At 59.4% G+C, this 21,827-nt stretch carries 10 protein-coding genes, 5 rRNA genes and 1 pseudogene; 11 read left to right on the forward strand and 5 right to left on the reverse strand.

The window, feature by feature from the left end; genetic code table 11:
• The first annotated feature begins 37 nt into the window (after positions 1–37).
• Together AC6I99_RS00620 and rrf (AC6I99_RS00625) are read left to right on the forward strand one after the other, a co-directional pair.
• Positions 38–3,193, forward strand: a 23S ribosomal RNA gene (locus AC6I99_RS00620).
• 147 nt (positions 3,194–3,340) lie between these two features.
• Positions 3,341–3,457: ribosomal RNA gene (gene rrf / locus AC6I99_RS00625) — 5S ribosomal RNA — on the forward strand.
• A gap of 406 nt (positions 3,458–3,863) precedes the next feature.
• Here rrf (AC6I99_RS00625) and AC6I99_RS00630 read toward each other — a convergent pair.
• Positions 3,864–4,278: pseudogene (locus tag AC6I99_RS00630) on the reverse strand (HNH endonuclease); the annotation flags it as partial.
• A 123-nt stretch (positions 4,279–4,401) separates the two neighbouring features.
• Positions 4,402–4,995, reverse strand: coding sequence for an HhH-GPD-type base excision DNA repair protein (locus AC6I99_RS00635; RefSeq protein WP_497943903.1), 594 nt, complete (start codon positions 4,993–4,995; stop codon positions 4,402–4,404).
• Between the two features lie 497 nt (positions 4,996–5,492).
• Here AC6I99_RS00635 and AC6I99_RS00640 point away from each other — a divergent pair.
• The 3 genes from AC6I99_RS00640 (at position 5,493) to rrf (AC6I99_RS00650) (ending at position 10,993) form a co-directional block, all read left to right on the forward strand.
• Positions 5,493–7,015, forward strand: a 16S ribosomal RNA gene (locus AC6I99_RS00640).
• Between the two features lie 560 nt (positions 7,016–7,575).
• A 23S ribosomal RNA gene (locus tag AC6I99_RS00645) occupies positions 7,576–10,729 on the forward strand.
• Between the two features lie 147 nt (positions 10,730–10,876).
• Positions 10,877–10,993 (forward strand): 5S ribosomal RNA (rrf, locus tag AC6I99_RS00650).
• The 16S, 23S and 5S rRNA genes sit together here, the layout of an rRNA operon.
• 101 nt (positions 10,994–11,094) lie before the next feature.
• On the opposite strand, the gene AC6I99_RS00655 is transcribed toward rrf (AC6I99_RS00650), so the two are convergent.
• The 3 genes from AC6I99_RS00655 to AC6I99_RS00665 form a co-directional block, all read right to left on the reverse strand.
• Entirely contained in the window at positions 11,095–11,928 is an 834-nt protein-coding gene (locus AC6I99_RS00655; protein WP_224094620.1) for an alpha/beta fold hydrolase, read from the reverse strand.
• Positions 11,929–11,990: 62 nt separating this feature from the next.
• Positions 11,991–12,845, reverse strand: coding sequence for an alpha/beta fold hydrolase (locus AC6I99_RS00660; protein ID WP_497959787.1), 855 nt, complete (start codon positions 12,843–12,845; stop codon positions 11,991–11,993).
• Positions 12,842–13,744: an alpha/beta fold hydrolase gene (locus AC6I99_RS00665; protein WP_497959790.1), complete on the reverse strand. Its 903-nt coding sequence runs from the start codon at positions 13,742–13,744 to the stop codon at positions 12,842–12,844. Before AC6I99_RS00665 ends, AC6I99_RS00660 begins: the two co-directional genes overlap by 4 nt.
• A 57-nt stretch (positions 13,745–13,801) precedes the next feature.
• Between AC6I99_RS00665 and lysS the strand changes: the two genes are divergently transcribed.
• From lysS to AC6I99_RS00695, 6 genes are all read left to right on the forward strand, one after another.
• Positions 13,802–15,331, forward strand: a complete 1,530-nt coding sequence (lysS, locus tag AC6I99_RS00670) for a lysine--tRNA ligase (RefSeq protein WP_497959793.1) — start codon at positions 13,802–13,804, stop codon at positions 15,329–15,331.
• A 2-nt stretch (positions 15,332–15,333) separates the two neighbouring features.
• Positions 15,334–15,507, forward strand: coding sequence for a hypothetical protein (locus tag AC6I99_RS00675; protein WP_497959797.1), 174 nt, complete (start codon positions 15,334–15,336; stop codon positions 15,505–15,507).
• Positions 15,508–15,636: 129 nt separating this feature from the next.
• Positions 15,637–15,963, forward strand: a complete 327-nt coding sequence (locus tag AC6I99_RS00680) for a histone-like nucleoid-structuring protein Lsr2 (RefSeq protein WP_223947524.1) — start codon at positions 15,637–15,639, stop codon at positions 15,961–15,963.
• A gap of 487 nt (positions 15,964–16,450) precedes the next feature.
• On the forward strand, positions 16,451–18,943 hold the full coding sequence (locus AC6I99_RS00685) for an ATP-dependent Clp protease ATP-binding subunit (RefSeq protein WP_224094623.1): 2,493 nt from the start codon (positions 16,451–16,453) through the stop codon (positions 18,941–18,943).
• A gap of 186 nt (positions 18,944–19,129) precedes the next feature.
• Positions 19,130–20,365 (forward strand): glycosyltransferase, encoded by a 1,236-nt coding sequence (locus AC6I99_RS00690; protein WP_497959800.1) that lies wholly within the window; start codon positions 19,130–19,132, stop codon positions 20,363–20,365.
• Between the two features lie 113 nt (positions 20,366–20,478).
• Positions 20,479–21,768 (forward strand): DDE-type integrase/transposase/recombinase, encoded by a 1,290-nt coding sequence (locus tag AC6I99_RS00695; protein ID WP_497943955.1) that lies wholly within the window; start codon positions 20,479–20,481, stop codon positions 21,766–21,768.
• Positions 21,769–21,827: the final 59 nt, after the last annotated feature.

The following is a 21,827-nucleotide window of genomic DNA, read 5'->3' on the forward strand; positions in this document are numbered from 1 at the left end:
GTGGGCCCCTTTGTTGTGGGTTTGCTGGTTTGTGTGTGGTCAAGTTTTTAAGGGCACACGGTGGATGCCTTGGCATTAGGAGCCGAAGAAGGACGTAGGAATCTGCGATAAGCCTGGGGGAGTTGATAACCGAGCGTTGATCCCAGGATGTCCGAATGGGGAAACCCCGCACAACGCTTTTGGGTGATTGTGTGACCCGCATCTGAACACATAGGGTGCGTGGGGGGAACGCGGGGAAGTGAAACATCTCAGTACCCGCAGGAAGAGAAAACAAGAGTGATTCCGTTAGTAGTGGCGAGCGAACGCGGATCAGGCTAAACCGTTTCCATGTGTGATAGCCGGCGGGCGTTGCATGGGCGGGGTTGTGGGACTTTCCGTACTGGTTCTGCCGGACCGGTGGGGTGTGTAGTGCAGGCATAGGTGAACGGTCTTGAAAGGCCGGCCAGAGAGGGTGTGAGCCCCGTAACCGTAATGTTGTGTACCGCCTGGAGAGGATCCCAAGTAGCACGGGGCCCGAGAAATCCCGTGCGAATCTGTCAGGACCACCTGATAAGCCTAAATACTTCCTAATGACCGATAGCGGACCAGTACCGTGAGGGAAAGGTGAAAAGTACCCCGGGAGGGGAGTGAAACAGTACCTGAAACCGTGTGCTTACAATCCGTCGGAGCAGTCGTGAGTAATCACTAGTAACTGTGACGGCGTGCCTTTTGAAGAATGAGCCTGCGAGTTAGTGTTACGTCGCGAGGTTAACCCGTGTGGGGTAGCCGTAGCGAAAGCGAGTCTGAACAGGGCGAGTGTAGTGGCGTGATCTAGACCCGAAGCGGAGTGATCTACCCATGGCCAGGTTGAAGCGACGGTAAGACGTCGTGGAGGACCGAACCCACTTCAGTTGAAAATGGAGGGGATGAGCTGTGGGTAGGGGTGAAAGGCCAATCAAACTCCGTGATAGCTGGTTCTCCCCGAAATGCATTTAGGTGCAGCGTTGCGTGTTTCTTGCCGGAGGTAGAGCTACTGGATGGCCGATGGGCCCTACAAGGTTACTGACGTCAGCCAAACTCCGAATGCCGGTAAGTGAGAGCGCAGCAGTGAGACTGTGGGGGATAAGCTTCATAGTCGAGAGGGAAACAGCCCAGACCACCAACTAAGGCCCCTAAGCGTGTGCTAAGTGGGAAAGGATGTGGAGTTGCGAAGACAACCAGGAGGTTGGCTTAGAAGCAGCCATCCTTGAAAGAGTGCGTAATAGCTCACTGGTCAAGTGATTCCGCGCCGACAATGTAGCGGGGCTCAAGTACACCGCCGAAGTTGTGGATTTCACACAGTACCCTAGCCTTCGTGGTTCAGGGGTGTGGAGTGGTAGGGGAGCGTCGTGTGGGCAGTGAAGTCGCGGTGGAAACCAGCGGTGGAGCCTACACGAGTGAGAATGCAGGCATGAGTAGCGAAAGACGGGTGAGAAACCCGTCCGCCGAATGATCAAGGGTTCCAGGGTCAAGCTAATCTGCCCTGGGTAAGTCGGGACCTAAGGCGAGGCCGACAGGCGTAGTCGATGGACAACGGGTTGATATTCCCGTACCGGCGAAAAACCGCCCATGCCAAGCGGGGGATACTAACCGCCCGGAGCCTGCCCGCCCACCCTTGTGGTGTGTGGGTTTTGGCCGAGCGCGGGACCTGATCCCGGGAGGTAAGCGTATTAACAGGTGTGACGCAGGAAGGTAGCCGGGCCGGGCGATGGTTGCCCCGGTCCAAGGATGTAGGGTCAGGGATAGGCAAATCCGTTCCTGTGTGTTTCGAGCACGATCCTGAGATCTGATGGGACTCCCGTTCGGGGGGATCCGGTGATCCTATGCTGCCTAGAAAAGCATCGACGCGAGGTTTTAGCCGCCCGTACCCCAAACCGACACAGGTGATCAGGTAGAGAATACCAAGGCGATCGAGAGAATTATGGTTAAGGAACTCGGCAAAATGCCCCCGTAACTTCGGGAGAAGGGGGGCCTGCCCCGTGATGGAGACTTGCTCTCCGTGAGCGGGTGTGGGCCGCAGAGACCAGGGGGAAGCGACTGTTTACTAAAAACACAGGTCCGTGCGAAGTCGCAAGACGATGTATACGGACTGACTCCTGCCCGGTGCTGGAAGGTTAAGAGGACCGGTTAGCCCCTTGTGGGCGAAGCTGAGAATTTAAGCCCCAGTAAACGGCGGTGGTAACTATAACCATCCTAAGGTAGCGAAATTCCTTGTCGGGTAAGTTCCGACCTGCACGAATGGAGTAACGACTTCCCCGCTGTCTCAACCATAAACTCGGCGAAATTGCAGTACGAGTAAAGATGCTCGTTACGCGCAGCAGGACGGAAAGACCCCGAGACCTTTACTATAGTTTGGTATTGGTGTTCGGAGTGGCTTGTGTAGGATAGGTGGGAGACGTTGAAGCCCGGACGCCAGTTCGGGTGGAGTCATCGTTGAAATACCACTCTGGTCACTTTGGACATCTAACTTCGGCCCGTGATCCGGGTCAGGGACAGTGCCTGATGGGTAGTTTAACTGGGGCGGTTGCCTCCTAAAAAGTAACGGAGGCGCCCAAAGGTTCCCTCAGCCTGGTTGGCAATCAGGTGTCGAGTGTAAGTGCACAAGGGAGCTTGACTGTGAGAGAGACATCTCAAGCAGGGACGAAAGTCGGGACTAGTGATCCGGCGGTACATTGTGGAATGGCCGTCGCTCAACGGATAAAAGGTACCTCGGGGATAACAGGCTGATCTTGCCCAAGAGTCCATATCGACGGCATGGTTTGGCACCTCGATGTCGGCTCGTCGCATCCTGGGGCTGGAGTAGGTCCCAAGGGTTGGGCTGTTCGCCCATTAAAGCGGTACGCGAGCTGGGTTTAGAACGTCGTGAGACAGTTCGGTCCCTATCCGCTGCGCGCGCAGGAAATTTGAGAAGGGCTGTCCTTAGTACGAGAGGACCGGGACGGACGAACCTCTGGTGTGTCAGTTGTACTGCCAAGTGCACCGCTGATTAGCTACGTTCGGATGGGATAACCGCTGAAAGCATCTAAGCGGGAAGCTCGCTTCAAGATGAGATTTCCATACACAATACGTGTGAGAGGCCCCCAGCCAGACCACTGGGTTGATAGGCCGGATGTGGAAGCGAGGACCAAAGACTCGTGAAGCTGACCGGTACTAATAGGCCAACAACTTACACCACACACAACACACTGCACGCGTCCACTATGTGGTTCCCGAACAACAACCGTTCCAGGAACCAACAACTAAATACACAACACCACAGTTGTAACCACACAGTCTTCCCACCCCACACCACAAAACCGGTGCGCGGGACGGGTAACAAGGTTACGGCGGTCATAGCGTGGGGGAAACGCCCGGTCCCATTCCGAACCCGGAAGCTAAGACCCACAGCGCCGATGGTACTGCACCCGGGAGGGTGTGGGAGAGTAGGACACCGCCGGACAAACATTAACGGGAAGCCCCGACCACCACGGTCGGGGCTTCCCCACTTTAACCACACCTAACAACCGAACCAGGCGCCTGCCAACCCTGAACCCAAGACAAAGGCCTCCATCATCATGGAGGCCTTCACTCGTTAACTGCCCCCAAATCATCGCGACGAGCCCGTTGCCGCCGATGCCGAAACTGACGTTCGACCGTCCGGCACTTCATGTCGCAGCGGCCGCATTCGCCGGTAAAGGTGGGGCTTTGGATTGGTAGGTGTGGCCGGTGGGGGTGCTGATTTCGAGGTGATGTCGGCTGCCGGGGATTGTTTTGGCGTTGCGGCCGGGGTTTTCTTTGGTGTGGTTGCAGGCTTCGCAGAGCCCTGCGCCGTTTGCGAGGCTGGTGGGTCCGCCGTTGTGCCACGGGATGGTGGCCCGCCATTCGTTCAGTTGTCCGGTTTCCAGGGCGGCCATGGTGCGGGGCATCTCGGACACGAGGGCCTTGGCGAGTCCGAGGAGGCGGGAACCGCGGTTGGGGTCATTCCCGCCGGGCGAGGGCGATCTGCGCGCCGACACCGTGACCGAGATCCGGGTTGGGGACGCCGGTGGAGGTTTGTTCGCGGCGCTGGGCCAGGTCAAACGCTACCGCTGCCCGCGCCTGCAACGCCACGATCGCTGACTTTACGTCTTCCAGGCCCCGAATCTGATCGATCACGCCGGAGCTGTCCGCCCCGACACGGAAAGAGCACAACACGGCCAGCAGCTCCTGAACCCCAGAGCCCCCAGGCACAGGCACGCCCGAAACCTCAGTAGCCTCAGCCCGCTCCAGAACGCCGTCCATGGAAACTACTCTTCCAGCACGACCAATGTCACATCAGACCTACATGCGCCTATGTGGATAAAGCTGGAAAGTGCGGAAAGCCATGAGGGACCATGCGTCAGGTGCCCGTCGACGCGGGAGTGATTAGCCGCCCGTTGCCTTGGAAGCCTTTGCAGCCGCCTTGGCCGCTTGTTTGCTGGCGCGAACTTTGACCAAAGAGTCGGGGTCCACGATGTCAGCAACAGAGAGGTATGAGCCCTCTTCGCCGTAGTGCCCCGCTGCTTCCCGCCATCCATTGGCTTGAAGGCCGCATTGCTTACCAAGCAGGGCCAGGAAGATTTTCGCTTTCTGCTCTCCGAATCCAGGCAATGCCTTAAGCCGGCGCAGTACCTCAGCGCCGTCGGGATTGCCGCTGGTCCAGATTGCCGCAGCGTCTCCGTTCCAATCCCGGTGTACCGTTTCGGCCAGGGCTTGGACTCTGCCAGCCATGGAGCCTGGGAAACGATGCACGGCAGGGCGTTCCTTGAATACCTCCACGAAGCCTGCGGGGTCGTAGTCTGCGATCGTGCCAGGATCCAGTGACCCAAGGCGGGCACGGATCTTCTCTGGACCGGCAAATGCCGACTCCATGGTCACCTGTTGATCGAGCAACATTCCGGTCAGCAATGCGAAGGCATCGTCACTCAATAGCTGGTCGGCGGCGGCATCTCCTGTGATGTGCAGTTCCATGCGTCCCATCCTCCCACTAGTGCACACGGTCGTCAGCGGAAGTGGTCACGTTGGCCAGGCTGATGACGCGTCCGGAGTAGTGCTCGACGGCGGTGCTGGCGCGGGTTTTTGGGGGTGTGTTTGGGTGTGTTGGGGTGGATTTGCGTTGGGGGTGTGGGGCGTGTATTGTTTTCTGAGTCGCCGGGTGCGAAACGGAAAGCCGGAAGGTGTGTACGGTTCGGTAGGCGGCCAAAAATAACTCTTCTTTTCCAATGGCCCTGTTGGGTGTGCTGCTTTTGTGGTGCGCTGTCCGGGGTGATGTTTTGGAGGGTCTGTTGTTTGAGAACTCAATAGTGTGCCAAGTTTGTTGATGCCGATTGTTTTTTTGATTGGTTGAAATTATATGCCGGATCGTCATGCACCCCCGTGTGTGGTGGTTTGGTTTTCAGCTGGTTTCGAATTTTGTGCAGCCGTGTTCGCCGTTATTTCCGGTGGGTGTGGTTGTGTCTGTTTGATTTTTTTTGTTTTCAACGGAGAGTTTGATCCTGGCTCAGGATGAACGCTGGCGGCGTGCTTAACACATGCAAGTCGAACGATGATCCCTGGCTTGCTGGGGGGATTAGTGGCGAACGGGTGAGTAACACGTGAGTAACCTGCCCTTGACTCTGGGATAAGCCTGGGAAACTGGGTCTAATACCGGATATGACCATCTGGCGCATGTCATGGTGGTGGAAAGCTTTTGTGGTTTTGGATGGACTCGCGGCCTATCAGCTTGTTGGTGGGGTAATGGCCTACCAAGGCGACGACGGGTAGCCGGCCTGAGAGGGTGACCGGCCACACTGGGACTGAGACACGGCCCAGACTCCTACGGGAGGCAGCAGTGGGGAATATTGCACAATGGGCGAAAGCCTGATGCAGCGACGCCGCGTGAGGGATGACGGCCTTCGGGTTGTAAACCTCTTTCAGTAGGGAAGAAGCGAAAGTGACGGTACCTGCAGAAGAAGCGCCGGCTAACTACGTGCCAGCAGCCGCGGTAATACGTAGGGCGCAAGCGTTATCCGGAATTATTGGGCGTAAAGAGCTCGTAGGCGGTTTGTCGCGTCTGCTGTGAAAGACCGGGGCTCAACTCCGGTTCTGCAGTGGGTACGGGCAGACTAGAGTGCAGTAGGGGAGACTGGAATTCCTGGTGTAGCGGTGAAATGCGCAGATATCAGGAGGAACACCGATGGCGAAGGCAGGTCTCTGGGCTGTAACTGACGCTGAGGAGCGAAAGCATGGGGAGCGAACAGGATTAGATACCCTGGTAGTCCATGCCGTAAACGTTGGGCACTAGGTGTGGGGGACATTCCACGTTTTCCGCGCCGTAGCTAACGCATTAAGTGCCCCGCCTGGGGAGTACGGCCGCAAGGCTAAAACTCAAAGGAATTGACGGGGGCCCGCACAAGCGGCGGAGCATGCGGATTAATTCGATGCAACGCGAAGAACCTTACCAAGGCTTGACATGAACCGGAAAGACCTGGAAACAGGTGCCCCGCTTGCGGTCGGTTTACAGGTGGTGCATGGTTGTCGTCAGCTCGTGTCGTGAGATGTTGGGTTAAGTCCCGCAACGAGCGCAACCCTCGTTCTATGTTGCCAGCGCGTTATGGCGGGGACTCATAGGAGACTGCCGGGGTCAACTCGGAGGAAGGTGGGGACGACGTCAAATCATCATGCCCCTTATGTCTTGGGCTTCACGCATGCTACAATGGCCGGTACAAAGGGTTGCGATACTGTGAGGTGGAGCTAATCCCAAAAAGCCGGTCTCAGTTCGGATTGGGGTCTGCAACTCGACCCCATGAAGTCGGAGTCGCTAGTAATCGCAGATCAGCAACGCTGCGGTGAATACGTTCCCGGGCCTTGTACACACCGCCCGTCAAGTCACGAAAGTTGGTAACACCCGAAGCCGGTGGCCTAACCCTTGTGGGGGGAGCCGTCGAAGGTGGGACCGGCGATTGGGACTAAGTCGTAACAAGGTAGCCGTACCGGAAGGTGCGGCTGGATCACCTCCTTTCTAAGGAGCTGCTAACAACCGTGTCGGTTCCCGTGCATGCGGGGGCTGGTGGTTGTCAGTGTTGCCCATTGCGCAGGCGTATGTTCTGCGGTGGGTGCTCATGGGTGGAATATCAACGAATCAAACGTTTGTTTGGCATGGCCTTACCGGTTGTGTCCTGGTGTTAGTACGGCAGTGCGTGCCCCTTTTTTGGGGGTGTGTGTTGTTGGGAACGTGCCGGGGCGTGGTTTGTGTGGGTTGTGTTTGGCGCACTGTTGGGTCCTGAGGCAACAGGACCTTTTTGCAGCAATGCAGGGGGACACAGTTCTGGTGTTTCTTTTGTTCCTGCTTCCGGTTCGTACCGGCACCCGTGTTTGTGGGTGTTGGGGGTCTGGTTGACGGGGTTGTTGTTTGAGAACTACATAGTGGACGCGAGCATCTAGAACACGCACATGTTTGTGTGTGTTCTTACAGCAATTTCTTATGAATGAACCTGGCCTTTTGTGGTCGTGGTTCTCTCGAATAGATGATGCATCGTGAACCGGTGGGCCCCTTTGTTGTGGGTTTGCTGGTTTGTGTGTGGTCAAGTTTTTAAGGGCACACGGTGGATGCCTTGGCATTAGGAGCCGAAGAAGGACGTAGGAATCTGCGATAAGCCTGGGGGAGTTGATAACCGAGCGTTGATCCCAGGATGTCCGAATGGGGAAACCCCGCACAACGCTTTTGGGTGATTGTGTGACCCGCATCTGAACACATAGGGTGCGTGGGGGGAACGCGGGGAAGTGAAACATCTCAGTACCCGCAGGAAGAGAAAACAAGAGTGATTCCGTTAGTAGTGGCGAGCGAACGCGGATCAGGCTAAACCGTTTCCATGTGTGATAGCCGGCGGGCGTTGCATGGGCGGGGTTGTGGGACTTTCCGTACTGGTTCTGCCGGACCGGTGGGGTGAGGTGCAGGCATAGGTGAACGGTCTTGAAAGGCCGGCCAGAGAGGGTGTGAGCCCCGTAACCGTAATGTTGTGTACCGCCTGGAGAGGATCCCAAGTAGCACGGGGCCCGAGAAATCCCGTGCGAATCTGTCAGGACCACCTGATAAGCCTAAATACTTCCTAATGACCGATAGCGGACCAGTACCGTGAGGGAAAGGTGAAAAGTACCCCGGGAGGGGAGTGAAACAGTACCTGAAACCGTGTGCTTACAATCCGTCGGAGCAGTCGTGAGTAATCACAAGTAACTGTGACGGCGTGCCTTTTGAAGAATGAGCCTGCGAGTTAGTGTTACGTCGCGAGGTTAACCCGTGTGGGGTAGCCGTAGCGAAAGCGAGTCTGAACAGGGCGAGTGTAGTGGCGTGATCTAGACCCGAAGCGGAGTGATCTACCCATGGCCAGGTTGAAGCGACGGTAAGACGTCGTGGAGGACCGAACCCACTTCAGTTGAAAATGGAGGGGATGAGCTGTGGGTAGGGGTGAAAGGCCAATCAAACTCCGTGATAGCTGGTTCTCCCCGAAATGCATTTAGGTGCAGCGTTGCGTGTTTCTTGCCGGAGGTAGAGCTACTGGATGGCCGATGGGCCCTACAAGGTTACTGACGTCAGCCAAACTCCGAATGCCGGTAAGTGAGAGCGCAGCAGTGAGACTGTGGGGGATAAGCTTCATAGTCGAGAGGGAAACAGCCCAGACCACCAACTAAGGCCCCTAAGCGTGTGCTAAGTGGGAAAGGATGTGGAGTTGCGAAGACAACCAGGAGGTTGGCTTAGAAGCAGCCATCCTTGAAAGAGTGCGTAATAGCTCACTGGTCAAGTGATTCCGCGCCGACAATGTAGCGGGGCTCAAGTACACCGCCGAAGTTGTGGATTTCACACAGTACCCTAGCCTTCGTGGTTCAGGGGTGTGGAGTGGTAGGGGAGCGTCGTGTGGGCAGTGAAGTCGCGGTGGAAACCAGCGGTGGAGCCTACACGAGTGAGAATGCAGGCATGAGTAGCGAAAGACGGGTGAGAAACCCGTCCGCCGAATGATCAAGGGTTCCAGGGTCAAGCTAATCTGCCCTGGGTAAGTCGGGACCTAAGGCGAGGCCGACAGGCGTAGTCGATGGACAACGGGTTGATATTCCCGTACCGGCGAAAAACCGCCCATGCCAAGCGGGGGATACTAACCGCCCGGAGCCTGCCCGCCCACCCTTGTGGTGTGTGGGTTTTGGCCGAGCGCGGGACCTGATCCCGGGAGGTAAGCGTATTAACAGGTGTGACGCAGGAAGGTAGCCGGGCCGGGCGATGGTTGCCCCGGTCCAAGGATGTAGGGTCAGGGATAGGCAAATCCGTTCCTGTGTGTTTCGAGCACGATCCTGAGATCTGATGGGACTCCCGTTCGGGGGGATCCGGTGATCCTATGCTGCCTAGAAAAGCATCGACGCGAGGTTTTAGCCGCCCGTACCCCAAACCGACACAGGTGATCAGGTAGAGAATACCAAGGCGATCGAGAGAATTATGGTTAAGGAACTCGGCAAAATGCCCCCGTAACTTCGGGAGAAGGGGGGCCTGCCCCGTGATGGAGACTTGCTCTCCGTGAGCGGGTGTGGGCCGCAGAGACCAGGGGGAAGCGACTGTTTACTAAAAACACAGGTCCGTGCGAAGTCGCAAGACGATGTATACGGACTGACTCCTGCCCGGTGCTGGAAGGTTAAGAGGACCGGTTAGCCCCTTGTGGGCGAAGCTGAGAATTTAAGCCCCAGTAAACGGCGGTGGTAACTATAACCATCCTAAGGTAGCGAAATTCCTTGTCGGGTAAGTTCCGACCTGCACGAATGGAGTAACGACTTCCCCGCTGTCTCAACCATAAACTCGGCGAAATTGCAGTACGAGTAAAGATGCTCGTTACGCGCAGCAGGACGGAAAGACCCCGAGACCTTTACTATAGTTTGGTATTGGTGTTCGGAGTGGCTTGTGTAGGATAGGTGGGAGACGTTGAAGCCCGGACGCCAGTTCGGGTGGAGTCATCGTTGAAATACCACTCTGGTCACTTTGGACATCTAACTTCGGCCCGTGATCCGGGTCAGGGACAGTGCCTGATGGGTAGTTTAACTGGGGCGGTTGCCTCCTAAAAAGTAACGGAGGCGCCCAAAGGTTCCCTCAGCCTGGTTGGCAATCAGGTGTCGAGTGTAAGTGCACAAGGGAGCTTGACTGTGAGAGAGACATCTCAAGCAGGGACGAAAGTCGGGACTAGTGATCCGGCGGTACATTGTGGAATGGCCGTCGCTCAACGGATAAAAGGTACCTCGGGGATAACAGGCTGATCTTGCCCAAGAGTCCATATCGACGGCATGGTTTGGCACCTCGATGTCGGCTCGTCGCATCCTGGGGCTGGAGTAGGTCCCAAGGGTTGGGCTGTTCGCCCATTAAAGCGGTACGCGAGCTGGGTTTAGAACGTCGTGAGACAGTTCGGTCCCTATCCGCTGCGCGCGCAGGAAATTTGAGAAGGGCTGTCCTTAGTACGAGAGGACCGGGACGGACGAACCTCTGGTGTGTCAGTTGTACTGCCAAGTGCACCGCTGATTAGCTACGTTCGGATGGGATAACCGCTGAAAGCATCTAAGCGGGAAGCTCGCTTCAAGATGAGATTTCCATACACAATACGTGTGAGAGGCCCCCAGCCAGACCACTGGGTTGATAGGCCGGATGTGGAAGCGAGGACCAAAGACTCGTGAAGCTGACCGGTACTAATAGGCCAACAACTTACACCACACACAACACACTGCACGCGTCCACTATGTGGTTCCCGAACAACAACCGTTCCAGGAACCAACAACTAAATACACAACACCACAGTTGTAACCACACAGTCTTCCCACCCCACACCACAAAACCGGTGCGCGGGACGGGTAACAAGGTTACGGCGGTCATAGCGTGGGGGAAACGCCCGGTCCCATTCCGAACCCGGAAGCTAAGACCCACAGCGCCGATGGTACTGCACCCGGGAGGGTGTGGGAGAGTAGGACACCGCCGGACACACATTAACGGGAAGCCCCGACCACCACGGTCGGGGCTTCCCCACTTTAACCACACAATTCACAGCGAGCGTGGGAACGCCCACGCGGATGTGAAACTCCCTAGCCCGAGAAGAACCCAGACAATTCTGCGATGAGCTTGTCGGGCGCTTTGTTGGGGCCATCGTGCCCGAACCCGGGGAGGATGGTGTAGCTCGAGCCGGATAGGACGTCGTGGATCTGGCCGCACGCCACCCCGAAGTAAGCGGGGCTTTTCTCGCCCACCACGATCAGCGTTTCAAGGGGCAGCTCCAGGAACGGCTCGGCGGGCATGTCCGCAGCTATCACAGCCTTGATTTCACGGACTCCGCACGTCATCAGTTCCCGCATCTGCTTGCCCATGGGTGTTCCGGCGGTCAGCTTGGTGGCGAGCGTCAACATGGAGAGGGGCATGCGCGCGAAGGCCCCACCGGTCTCTACTCCCTTGATGAGTACGGCGAGGCCGCGATCGTAGTCTCCTGCCGCCGTCGCGCGTTCATATTCCGGCGTCCAGTCGGCTTTGACGCTGTGGTTGACCGAGACGGCGGGATCGTAAACGGCGAGTCGCTCAACCGGTAAAGTGCGTGCCGCATGCAGTGCGACGGCGCCGCCGAAGCTGTGCCCGAATACGTCCGTGCTGGATGTGTGTTTCATGACTGAGTCAAGATCGCGGATGTCGGCTTCGAGGGTATAGTCCTCGGGCTGCGGAGAGGATTCACCGCGTCCACGGCGGTTAAAGGTATGGACGGGCCGGCCCAGGGACTCGCTAAGTTTCTGCGCGAAACGTGTGTAATCGGTGGCCGTGACCATTGAGGCAGGCACCACCACGATACCGGAGCCTGCAGCTGCCAGGTCACCGCCCGTAGTCAGTACCTCGAGGTGTCCGCCGTCCTTTGTGGTGATGATCTCGCGCGTCATGTCTTGAGCCTAACCGAGCCACCTGAACGCAGGCAGCATGCCGGACGCTATGTGGATAACAATCAGCTTCTGAAGTAGTCGGAGATGTCCATCACGAGTTCGTTCACAGCGGCTGGAACGGAACCGTGGAAGCCCTTTGGCGATATCTCGAGGGTGCTTCCGGGAACAGCGGCGTGCAAACGCGCTGCGGTCACCTTGTAGTACTGCGGGCTCTTCTTGCCCACCATGAAGTGGGTGTTGGGAGGAAGGGCGGAGAAGTCACGCGGAGTTTCCGTGGCGTCGAAGGCAGCTTTGAGTTCTCCGACGCCGGATGGCATGAGTTCGCGGAACATCGTATTGACTTTGGTTCGCGAAACCACGGCCATGAGGCCCACGAGCAGAGGTTCAGGGATCCGGGCCAAGGCACTTCCGGGATGCATTCCCCGCCTCATGCGGGCCAGTGCAAGGTTGATATTGCCCTTGTTCACGGAGTCTTCGAAACCGGCCATCCAATCCGTATCCATGCTTCCGTCGATGTTCACGGCGGCGTCGTAAACGGCGAGCCTGTTCGGTTGGTGGTGCGTGCCGGCAAACGCCTGCGCAGCGTTGAGGGCCACCGACCCGCCCAGGCTGTGGCCGAGGATGTTCCTTGCATCGGTAGCATCCATGATGGTGCGCACGTCCGCAATTTCCGTGACCATGGAGTAGTTGTGTGGTTGATCGCTTGAGTTGCCGCGGCCCCTGCGATCGTAGACGTCCACGGCCCACCCCTCGCCGAGGCCTTTCGCGAGGGCGATGGAAAAGGGCCGATAGATCAGGGCGGTGAGGAATGCGCCGCCGATCAGGACCACGCGGCGCTCCCCGGGTGCGTCTTCCGCGCCGTAGGTGTACAAGGCGAGCTTGCCGCCGTCGTGCGTTTTGATGGTGCGTTCCCTCACCGGCTTATCCTGGGACGCGCTGGCATCGGGGCGGTGCCTCCTGAAAGGAAGCGGGCGATTCGGGCTGCAAGCCGCCTGCCGGGCCGCAGGGGACCTTCATGGAACTGCAGGGGGACAATAGCGAAATCGATGGCTGGAACCGCTCCGGCAAGGGTGCGGCCGGTTTCTGCGAAGTAGGACGGACTCCAGCCGCCGCTAAGCATGAGTGTTGGGGTCGCGAGCGAGGTGAAATCGTGAAGATGCGCGTCGGCGTCGAGGACCGCGCGCATTTCGGCGACGGCGGTGGGCAACAGGGAGCGCATCTCCGAACCCAGCCGGGTCTGCGCTGAGAGGATGCTCAGCATCCGTAATGCCCCCATGGGCAGGTATGAGATGGGGCCGGCGGTTCCCAAACCCTGCACCAGATGGGCCCACGCGTGGTCCAGTTGGCCTGCGGTGACTGCGGCTTCCAATTCCGGACGCCACCGGCCATGGAGGTTTCCTGATAACGAGACGGCAGCATCGTAGGTGACCAAGCGGTTGATCTCCGTGCTGCGAGCAGCCTGAAGGGCTACGAAACCGCCATAACTGTGCGCCACGACATCCGTTGAACCGGTCCTGCGCATCACCGCCCGGAGGTCCGCGATCTCAGTGCTGGCGGAGTAGCCCGGCGGCTGTGGCGCCGAACGGCCGCGGCCCCGGCGGTTATAGCAATGGACAGGCCGTCCCAGCATGATGCCCAAGGTCCGCGCGAAGGGCCAGTACAGGGAATCGGTCACCAAAGTCCCATGGACCACGACGACGCCGGACGGTTCCGCAGGTGCGTGCGAACCGGGAATCGAGGCCTCCGACGCTGGCCGGAACGTGTGCACCTCAAGCTGCCCGCCGCCGTCGTCCGTTTCAACTGTCCACGTCTCCACAGCCCGAGTCTATGTCCCGGAAATAGAGGCCCGTAATCACCGGTAAACTTAAGGACTGTGACTTCCGCAAACACCCCAGCCCTGAACACCTCCGCAGAGCCCATCGATGCCAGCGAGCAGATGCGTATCCGGATGGACAAGCGCGCCAAGCTGATCGAACGTGGCACAGAGGCCTATCCTGTGGGCGTTGAGCGGACGCATTCGTTGAGCGAGATCCGCGAAAAGTATGCGCATCTGGAAGCCGACGAAACCACTGGCGACATCGTAGGCGTCACCGGCCGCGTCGTGTTCGTACGAAACACCGGCAAGCTCTGCTTTGCCACCCTCCAGGAAGGTGGCGTTGACGGCAAGGGCGTTCGTCTCCAGGCGATGCTGAGCCTGGCCAATGTGGGCGAGGAAGGGCTGGCCGAATGGAAAGCCCTGGTTGACCTTGGCGACCACGTGTTCATCAAGGGTGAAGTCATTTCCTCCCGCCGTGGTGAACTCTCCGTCATGGCCGATTCCTGGTCCATGGCCTCCAAGGCCCTGCGCCCGCTCCCGGTCCTGCACGCGGAGCTTAACGAAGAAACCCGTGTTCGCCAGCGCTACGTGGACCTCATCGTCCGCGATGAAGCGCGCGAGATGGTCTATAAGCGTGCGGCCATCACGCGGTCTGTCCGCGAGACCCTTGACCGCCACGGCTACGTCGAGGTGGAGACCCCCATCCTGCAGCTGGTCCACGGTGGTGCAACGGCCCGTCCGTTCGAGACGCACATGAACGCGTTCGATCAGAAGATGACCCTGCGCATCGCCACGGAACTCTTCCTCAAGCGCGCGGTAGTGGGTGGCATCGACCGTGTCTACGACATGGGCCGCGTGTTCCGGAACGAAGGCGTGGACTCCACGCACAGCCCCGAATTCACCACCCTTGAGTGCTACGAAGCCTGGGCTGACCAGTTCGTCATGGCCGAGCGCATGAAGGAAATCATCCTGAACGTCGCGGACGTGGTTGGCACCCGTACCATCCAGACGGATGCAGGCGAGATCAACCTCGACGGCGAATGGGCCTGGGTTGCGGTGTACCCGGGGCTTTCTGAAGCGGTTGGCGTTGAAGTCACTCCCGACACCACGGTGGATGAACTGCTGGCCATCGCTGCCAAGCACGAGATCAAGGTGGACCCGCAGTGGGACGCGGAGAAGATCGTGGTTGAGCTCTTTGGCGAGATTGTGGAACCCACACTGCTGAACCCGACGTTCGTTTACAACTACCCTCCGTCCGCTCAACCGCTTGCGCGTCCGCATCGCGAAGACGGCCGGCTCATCGAGGCATGGGACCTGATTATCGGGGGCATGGAGCGTGGCACGGCCTTCTCCGAACTCATTGATCCCGTTATCCAGCGCGAACGGCTTACGGAGCAGTCACGCCGTTCTGCTGCCGGCGACGTAGAGGCCATGCAACTGGACGAAGACTTCCTTCGCGCCCTTGAATACGGTGCCCCGCCCATGGGTGGTATCGGGCTCGGCATCGATCGCCTCGTCATGTTGTTCACTGGCGCAGGTATCCGCGAAACCATTCTGTTCCCTTTGCTGAAGCCTGAAGGACACTGATCATGGAATACATCGCAGTCCTGGCGCCATCGATCGTTGTTGGGTTGATCTTCTGGTTTGCCATGAAGTCGATCTTCAATGCGGACAAATCCGAGCGGCAGGCGGAAGCCCGGGCCCAAGCCGACGCCAATTTGCGGAATTCCGGCCCTGAGGGTGAAGGCCCGGCAGCTAAATAGCCTGCAAATTGGGTGGCCTTAGCAGGAAACCCAAAAGTGCCTTTGACGTGCGTGCTTGGCGTGAACGATAATCAGGAATAGGAACCCTCAAATTTCTGATTATCCAACCCTCCAAAAGAGAGGCTACTCATGGCACAGAAAGTTAAAATCATCCTCGTCGATGACCTGGATGAAGGGTCAGCGGACGAAACTGTCCGTTTCGGGCTGGACGGCGTTAGCTACGAGATGGACTTGTCCACGGCTAACGCAGAATCTCTGCGCAAAGCACTGGAGCCCTACGTAGCCAAGGCCAGGAAGACCTCTTCGGGCCGTGCAACACGTGGCCGTGCGACTGCAACCCGAAACCAGGATTCGGCACAGATCCGTCAATGGGCTCGTGACAACGGTTACACCGTAAACAGCCGCGGACGTATTCAGGCTGAAATTCAGGAAGCGTACCAGAAGGCCAATTCCTGATTCACCCGCCTTCAATGCCCCGGCAGCTTCTGCCGGGGCATTGGCTTTTAAGCCCATAGTTTGTTGTCAGGCCTTCCGGGGCGTGCCTGGACCGGGCCTTGGAATATTCCGTGAATCGTTCCGGGGCCCACGGTTGGCATTATGCGACCTTTTGGAACCGGTCAAAACGACTGGTCAAAGCCGCCTCGTCAAAGTGACAGGTCAAAGCGCCCTGCTCAAAGTGACAGGTCAAAGCGCCCTCGCCAATGCGCCTCGTCAGCGGGCGGCAGGCGTTCTCCGGCCAACCGCTGTCCTGGATGGCTGACCACGTCCTCCCCGAGGCCGGCACGGGCGTGGGACAGGCGTTCCGCCGGGCAGGCCTCGGTGCCGCGAAGGGGGTGCCGGGTTTATTCCACTGGGCGTCATGTTTCCCCTGTGGCGAACACGCTCCAAAAGTCGGGCTTCGGCACGTAGCATCAAAGTACGTCGTAGCTAGGAGTGTGGCGAAATGTTTGAGAGATTTACGGACCGTGCCCGTCGCGTGGTTGTCCTTGCCCAAGAAGAGGCACGGATGCTCAACCACAATTACATTGGTACCGAGCACATCCTCTTGGGTCTGATCCACGAGGGTGAAGGCGTTGCCGCAAAGGCGCTTGAATCCCTGAGCATTTCGCTCGATGGCGTCCGCGAACAGGTGCAGGAGATCATCGGCCAGGGCCAGCAGGCTCCGTCCGGGCACATCCCCTTCACCCCGCGCGCCAAGAAGGTGCTTGAGCTTTCGCTCCGCGAAGCACTGCAGCTCGGCCACAATTACATTGGTACCGAGCACATCCTGCTCGGCCTCATCCGCGAGGGCGAAGGCGTTGCTGCCCAGGTACTGGTCAAGCTTGGCGCGGACCTCAACAGGGTCCGCCAGCAGGTCATCCAGCTGCTTTCCGGCTACCAGGGCAAGGAAACCGCGGGTTCGGGTTCCAGCCAGGGCCAGCCGGAGGGAACCCCGGCAGGTTCGGTGGTTCTGGACCAGTTCGGACGCAACCTCACCCAGGCTGCCCGCGAGAACAAGCTCGATCCCGTGATCGGCCGTGAGCAGGAGATGGAACGCGTCATGCAGGTCCTCTCCCGCCGCACCAAGAACAACCCAGTGCTCATCGGTGAGCCCGGCGTCGGTAAGACGGCCGTCGTCGAGGGCCTTGCCCAGGCGATTGTCCGCGGCGACGTCCCGGAGACCATCAAGGACAAGCAGCTGTACACGCTGGACCTTGGTTCACTGGTTGCCGGTTCCCGTTACCGTGGTGACTTCGAAGAGCGCCTGAAGAAGGTCCTCAAGGAGATCCGCACGCGCGGCGACATCATCCTCTTCATTGACGAGATCCACACCCTCGTTGGTGCCGGTGCTGCTGAAGGCGCCATCGATGCTGCGTCCATTCTGAAGCCGATGCTTGCCCGTGGTGAACTCCAGACCATTGGTGCCACCACGCTGGATGAGTACCGCAAGCACATTGAGAAGGACGCTGCCCTTGAGCGCCGCTTCCAGCCGATCCAGGTCAAGGAGCCTTCCGTCGCTCACGCGATCGAGATCCTCAAGGGCCTGCGGGACCGCTACGAGGCACACCACCGCGTAACGATTACCGACGGCGCCCTCGCCTCAGCCGCGCAGCTGGCCGAACGCTACATCTCGGACCGCTTCCTGCCGGACAAGGCGATCGACCTCATCGATGAAGCCGGTGCACGCCTGCGTATCCGCCGCATGACCGCTCCGCCGGAGCTCAAGGCCATGGACGAGCGCATTGCCGACGTCAAGATGGAGAAGGAATCCGCCATCGACGCCCAGGACTTTGAGGGTGCCGCTTCGCTGCGCGACAAAGAGCAGAAGCTCATTGCCGAACGCGCTGAGAAGGAACGCAACTGGAAGTCCGGCGGCATGGATGACATCTCCGAGGTTGATGAAGACCTGATCGCCGAGGTCCTCGCGAACTCCACCGGCATTCCCGTCTTCAAGCTCACCGAGGAAGAGTCTTCGCGCCTCCTCAAGATGGAAGACGAACTGCACAAGCGCGTCGTCGGCCAGGACGAGGCCATCAAGGCCCTGTCGCAGGCTATCCGCCGCACACGTGCAGGCCTGAAGGACCCCAAGCGTCCCGGTGGCTCGTTCATCTTCGCCGGGCCTACGGGTGTCGGCAAGACCGAGCTCGCCAAGGCCCTTGCCGAGTTCCTGTTCGGTGAAGAGGATGCCCTCATCACGCTGGACATGTCCGAGTACTCCGAGAAGCACACGGTTTCGCGCCTCTTCGGTGCACCTCCGGGCTATGTTGGCTACGAAGAAGGCGGCCAGCTGACCGAGAAGGTTCGTCGCCGTCCATTCTCGGTGGTCCTGTTCGACGAAGTTGAGAAGGCCCACGCGGACCTCTTCAACTCGCTCCTGCAGATCCTGGAAGATGGCCGACTGACCGACTCCCAGGGCCGCGTGGTGGACTTCAAGAACACCGTGATCATCATGACCACCAACCTGGGTACCCGCGATATCTCAAAGAGCGTCGCTACGGGCTTCCAGTCCGGCACGGATACCCAGACTGGCTACAACCGGATGCGCGCCCGGGTCACGGAGGAGCTCAAGCAGCACTTCCGCCCCGAGTTCCTCAACCGTGTTGACGACGTCGTGGTGTTCCCGCAGCTCACCCAGGACGAGATCATCGAGATCGTGGACATGTTCGTTACCCGCCTGGAGCGCCGCCTCAAGGACAAGGACATGGGCATCGAGCTCACCACGGCAGCAAAGGTTCTTCTGGCCACCCGTGGCTACGATCCCGCAATGGGTGCCCGGCCGCTGCGCCGCACCATCCAGCGCGAGATCGAGGACCAGCTCTCCGAGAAGATCCTCTTCGGCGAATTGCACTCCGGTGACATCGTTGTGGTGGATGTGGACGGCGAAGGTGACGACGCCAAGTTCACGTTTGCAGGCAACGCCAAGCCGCGGATCCCGGAAATCGCTCCTACCGCATAAGGCGTACGCAACGTAAGCCAACTGCCCCGTCCATTCCGAAAGGAGTGGGCGGGGCATTTGCGTTGGCGCCCCGGGTGCGTTGGTGCCCCGGGTGCGTTGGCCCGGGTGCGTTGGTCCCCGGAGTTTTGTGTGCCGGTGTGCCCTTAGGGTGGCTATGGAGAGTCAAGAACTGCAATGGAGGGGTGCATGCGAGTATTGATGATTTGTCCGGGGACGCGGGGAGATGTCGCCCCCATGGCAGGGCTCGGCAGTCGTCTGCAAAAGCTGGGCTACGAGGTGTCCATCGCTGCCAACCCCGCGTACGCGCACCTCGTGGTCAGGTCCGGGTGTGAGTATCGTCCTCTTCCCGGCGACCTTGCCAGGATCATCAAGCGTGCCACACCGGGTGGAGCAAAGTCGTCCGCCGGCATGCTCACCACCTGGCGGGAGCTGAGCGAGTACATGGATCAAGCGGCCACCGGGACCCTGGCTGCGGTTGAAGCGGGTGCGGACGTCATCCTGGCCAATTCCGTGGCGCCATATGCCTACGACGTCGCTGAAGCGGTTGGAATTCCAGCGGTGGGCGCGCATCTGCAGCCGGTGGAACCCAGCGCAGACTACCCTCCTGTGCTGCTGGGGTCCGCCCGGAACCTGGGCGGGCTGGGCAACCGGATTATTGGCGAGCGGGTCCTGGCCGGACCTGCCCCCTATGATGCCCCGTGTGCAAGGCTTCGCCTCGAGTTGGGCCTGCCGAAGCTGTCACGCCAAGCTGCCGAGCGACGTCGAGCCAGGGCGAGCAGCACGGTCCTCCATGGGATCAGCCCCACAGTTCTACCGCGACCGGCGGACTGGCGTCCTGGGTTGGTCATGGCGGGGTACTGGTGGCCGGCGCCCGAGCCGGAATGGAGTCCGTCCGCGGAACTGGAGGACTTTCTGTCCGCAGGGCCACCGCCGGTGTTCGTCGGGTTTGGAAGCAGCCCTGCGATGGAGGCCGGTTTCGTTCTTGAGGCCATCAGGCGGGCGGGCGTCAGGGCGGTGCTGCAGGGTGCGGGGGACCTCTCGGACGATGATGCGATCGGCGTCGGTGCGGTCCCGCACGAATGGTTGTTTCCGAGGATGGCGGCAGTCGCGCACCATGCGGGCTCCGGCACCACCGCTGCCGGCCTCCGCGCTGGTGTGCCCACGGTCTGCGTCCCGGTGTATACGGACCAACCGCTGTGGGCTGCCCGGGTTGCTGCCCTCGGCGCAGGGCCCCGGCCGGTTCCCTACAAGGGGCTCACCGTTGAGCGATTGGCGTACGCCATGCGGGAAGCTATCAGCACCCCGTCCTACGCAGCCCGGGCAAAAATCCTCGCAGCGCGGATCGGGAACGAAGACGGGACCGCCGCCGTGCTCCACACGCTCCGCAACCTCCCAACTGGGTCGCAGTTAAGCGCGTTATGAGCCCCCATAACGCGTGTGAAGTCTCAAGACTTAATGGACACTTATGTCTCATGACTTCGTGGACAGTGTGTCTCAGGACTTCGTAGACACTCGGTGCGGGTTTGCTCGGTTTCATGAGCAAACCCGCACCGAAGTTGAGCGTCCGTCAAGCAGTCGCGTTGTGGCCGACTGATGCCCCTCGGGGTGAAGTCAGCAAGTTCTGCAAGAAGCACGGGGTCTCACGGGCTTGGTTTTACAAAGTCCGGGCAGAAGCCGAAATTGCGGGCCCGGTGGAGGCCTTGGCAACGAAGCGGCCAGTTCCGTTCACGAGCCCCACGGCGACGGCCCCGGCGATGATCGAACTCCTCTTGGCCACACGGGCAGCGTTGGAAAAAGGAGGCTACGATCACGGCCCTTTGTCGGTGATCGCGACCCTGTCCCGCAAAGGCTTCGCGCCACCATCCAGAGCGACCGTGGCCAGGATCTTCAGCCGCGCCGGTGTCGTCATCCCCGAGCCGCGGAAGAAGCCACACAACGCTCAGAAACGGTTCGTCTACCCGCAGCCGAACGCATGCTGGCAGATCGACGCAACCGAGTGGCCGCTCGCGAACGGGAAGAAGGTGGCGATCTTTCAACTCATCGATGACCACTCCCGCTTGGCCTTGGCATCTCTGGTCGCGACCGGGGAAACGAGCGAGGCCGCCATCGCCGTCGTGTCCCTGGCCATCGAACGTCACGGCGTGCCGGAGAAATTCCTCTCCGACAACGGTGCAGCGCTGAATCCAACCCGCCGCGGACGCACCGGAGCGCTCGTGGAATACCTCAAATCCCATGGGGTCGAACCCATCACCGGCAAACCTGGGAAGCCGACCACCCAAGGCAAGAACGAACGCTTCCACTTCACCCTGCACCGCTACCTGCGTAAGCAGCCACCGGCCACGACCATGGCCATCCTGCAAGCCCAGATCGACACCTTCGACCAGTACTACAACACCGAACGCGAACACCAGGCACTGCCAGGGAAACAGACCCCGGAGGAAGCCTGGCACGCGACCCCGAAGACTCCTGCTCCCGCCCTGCCCGAGCCTGCGGTGACCATCCATGAGCAACGTCAAAGCGAACAACGCCGCGTCACCAAGGGCGGCCGTGTCACCGTGTTCGGGACGGCCTTCAACATGGGCAAGGAACTAGCCGGCACCGCCGTGCACATCATCTACGACAGCACCACGGTGATGTTCTTCGATGCCCACGGCACCGAGATCATCACGCACCCCATCCCCGTCAAAGGCACGCTCTACGTCGGCAACGGCAAACCCTCAGGAGTCGCTGCTGACCCTCGAGGCACACGAAGCAAACGAACCAAATACCCGCCACTAAAAGACCGCCGGAAACCGCTCAACCACGAAGTGTCCACGAAGTCCTGAGACATGAAGTGTCCACAGTGTCATGAGACATGAAGTGTCTACGAAGTCCTGAGACATCA

The organism is Arthrobacter sp. TmtSoilC77 (genome assembly GCF_059739415.1).

Excerpts from the sequence above, each read along its gene's own strand:
- AC6I99_RS00635 (WP_497943903.1), bottom strand. The coding sequence starts at position 4,995 with ATGGGACGCATGGAACTGCACATCACAGGAGATGCCGCCGCCGACCAG.
- AC6I99_RS00690 (WP_497959800.1), top strand. The coding sequence starts at position 19,130 with ATGCGAGTATTGATGATTTGTCCGGGGACGCGGGGAGATGTCGCCCCC.
- AC6I99_RS00675 (WP_497959797.1), top strand. The coding sequence starts at position 15,334 with ATGGAATACATCGCAGTCCTGGCGCCATCGATCGTTGTTGGGTTGATC.
- AC6I99_RS00685 (WP_224094623.1), top strand. The coding sequence starts at position 16,451 with ATGTTTGAGAGATTTACGGACCGTGCCCGTCGCGTGGTTGTCCTTGCC.
- AC6I99_RS00680 (WP_223947524.1), top strand. The coding sequence starts at position 15,637 with ATGGCACAGAAAGTTAAAATCATCCTCGTCGATGACCTGGATGAAGGG.
- AC6I99_RS00695 (WP_497943955.1), top strand. The coding sequence starts at position 20,479 with ATGAGCAAACCCGCACCGAAGTTGAGCGTCCGTCAAGCAGTCGCGTTG.
- AC6I99_RS00655 (WP_224094620.1), bottom strand. The coding sequence starts at position 11,928 with ATGACGCGCGAGATCATCACCACAAAGGACGGCGGACACCTCGAGGTA.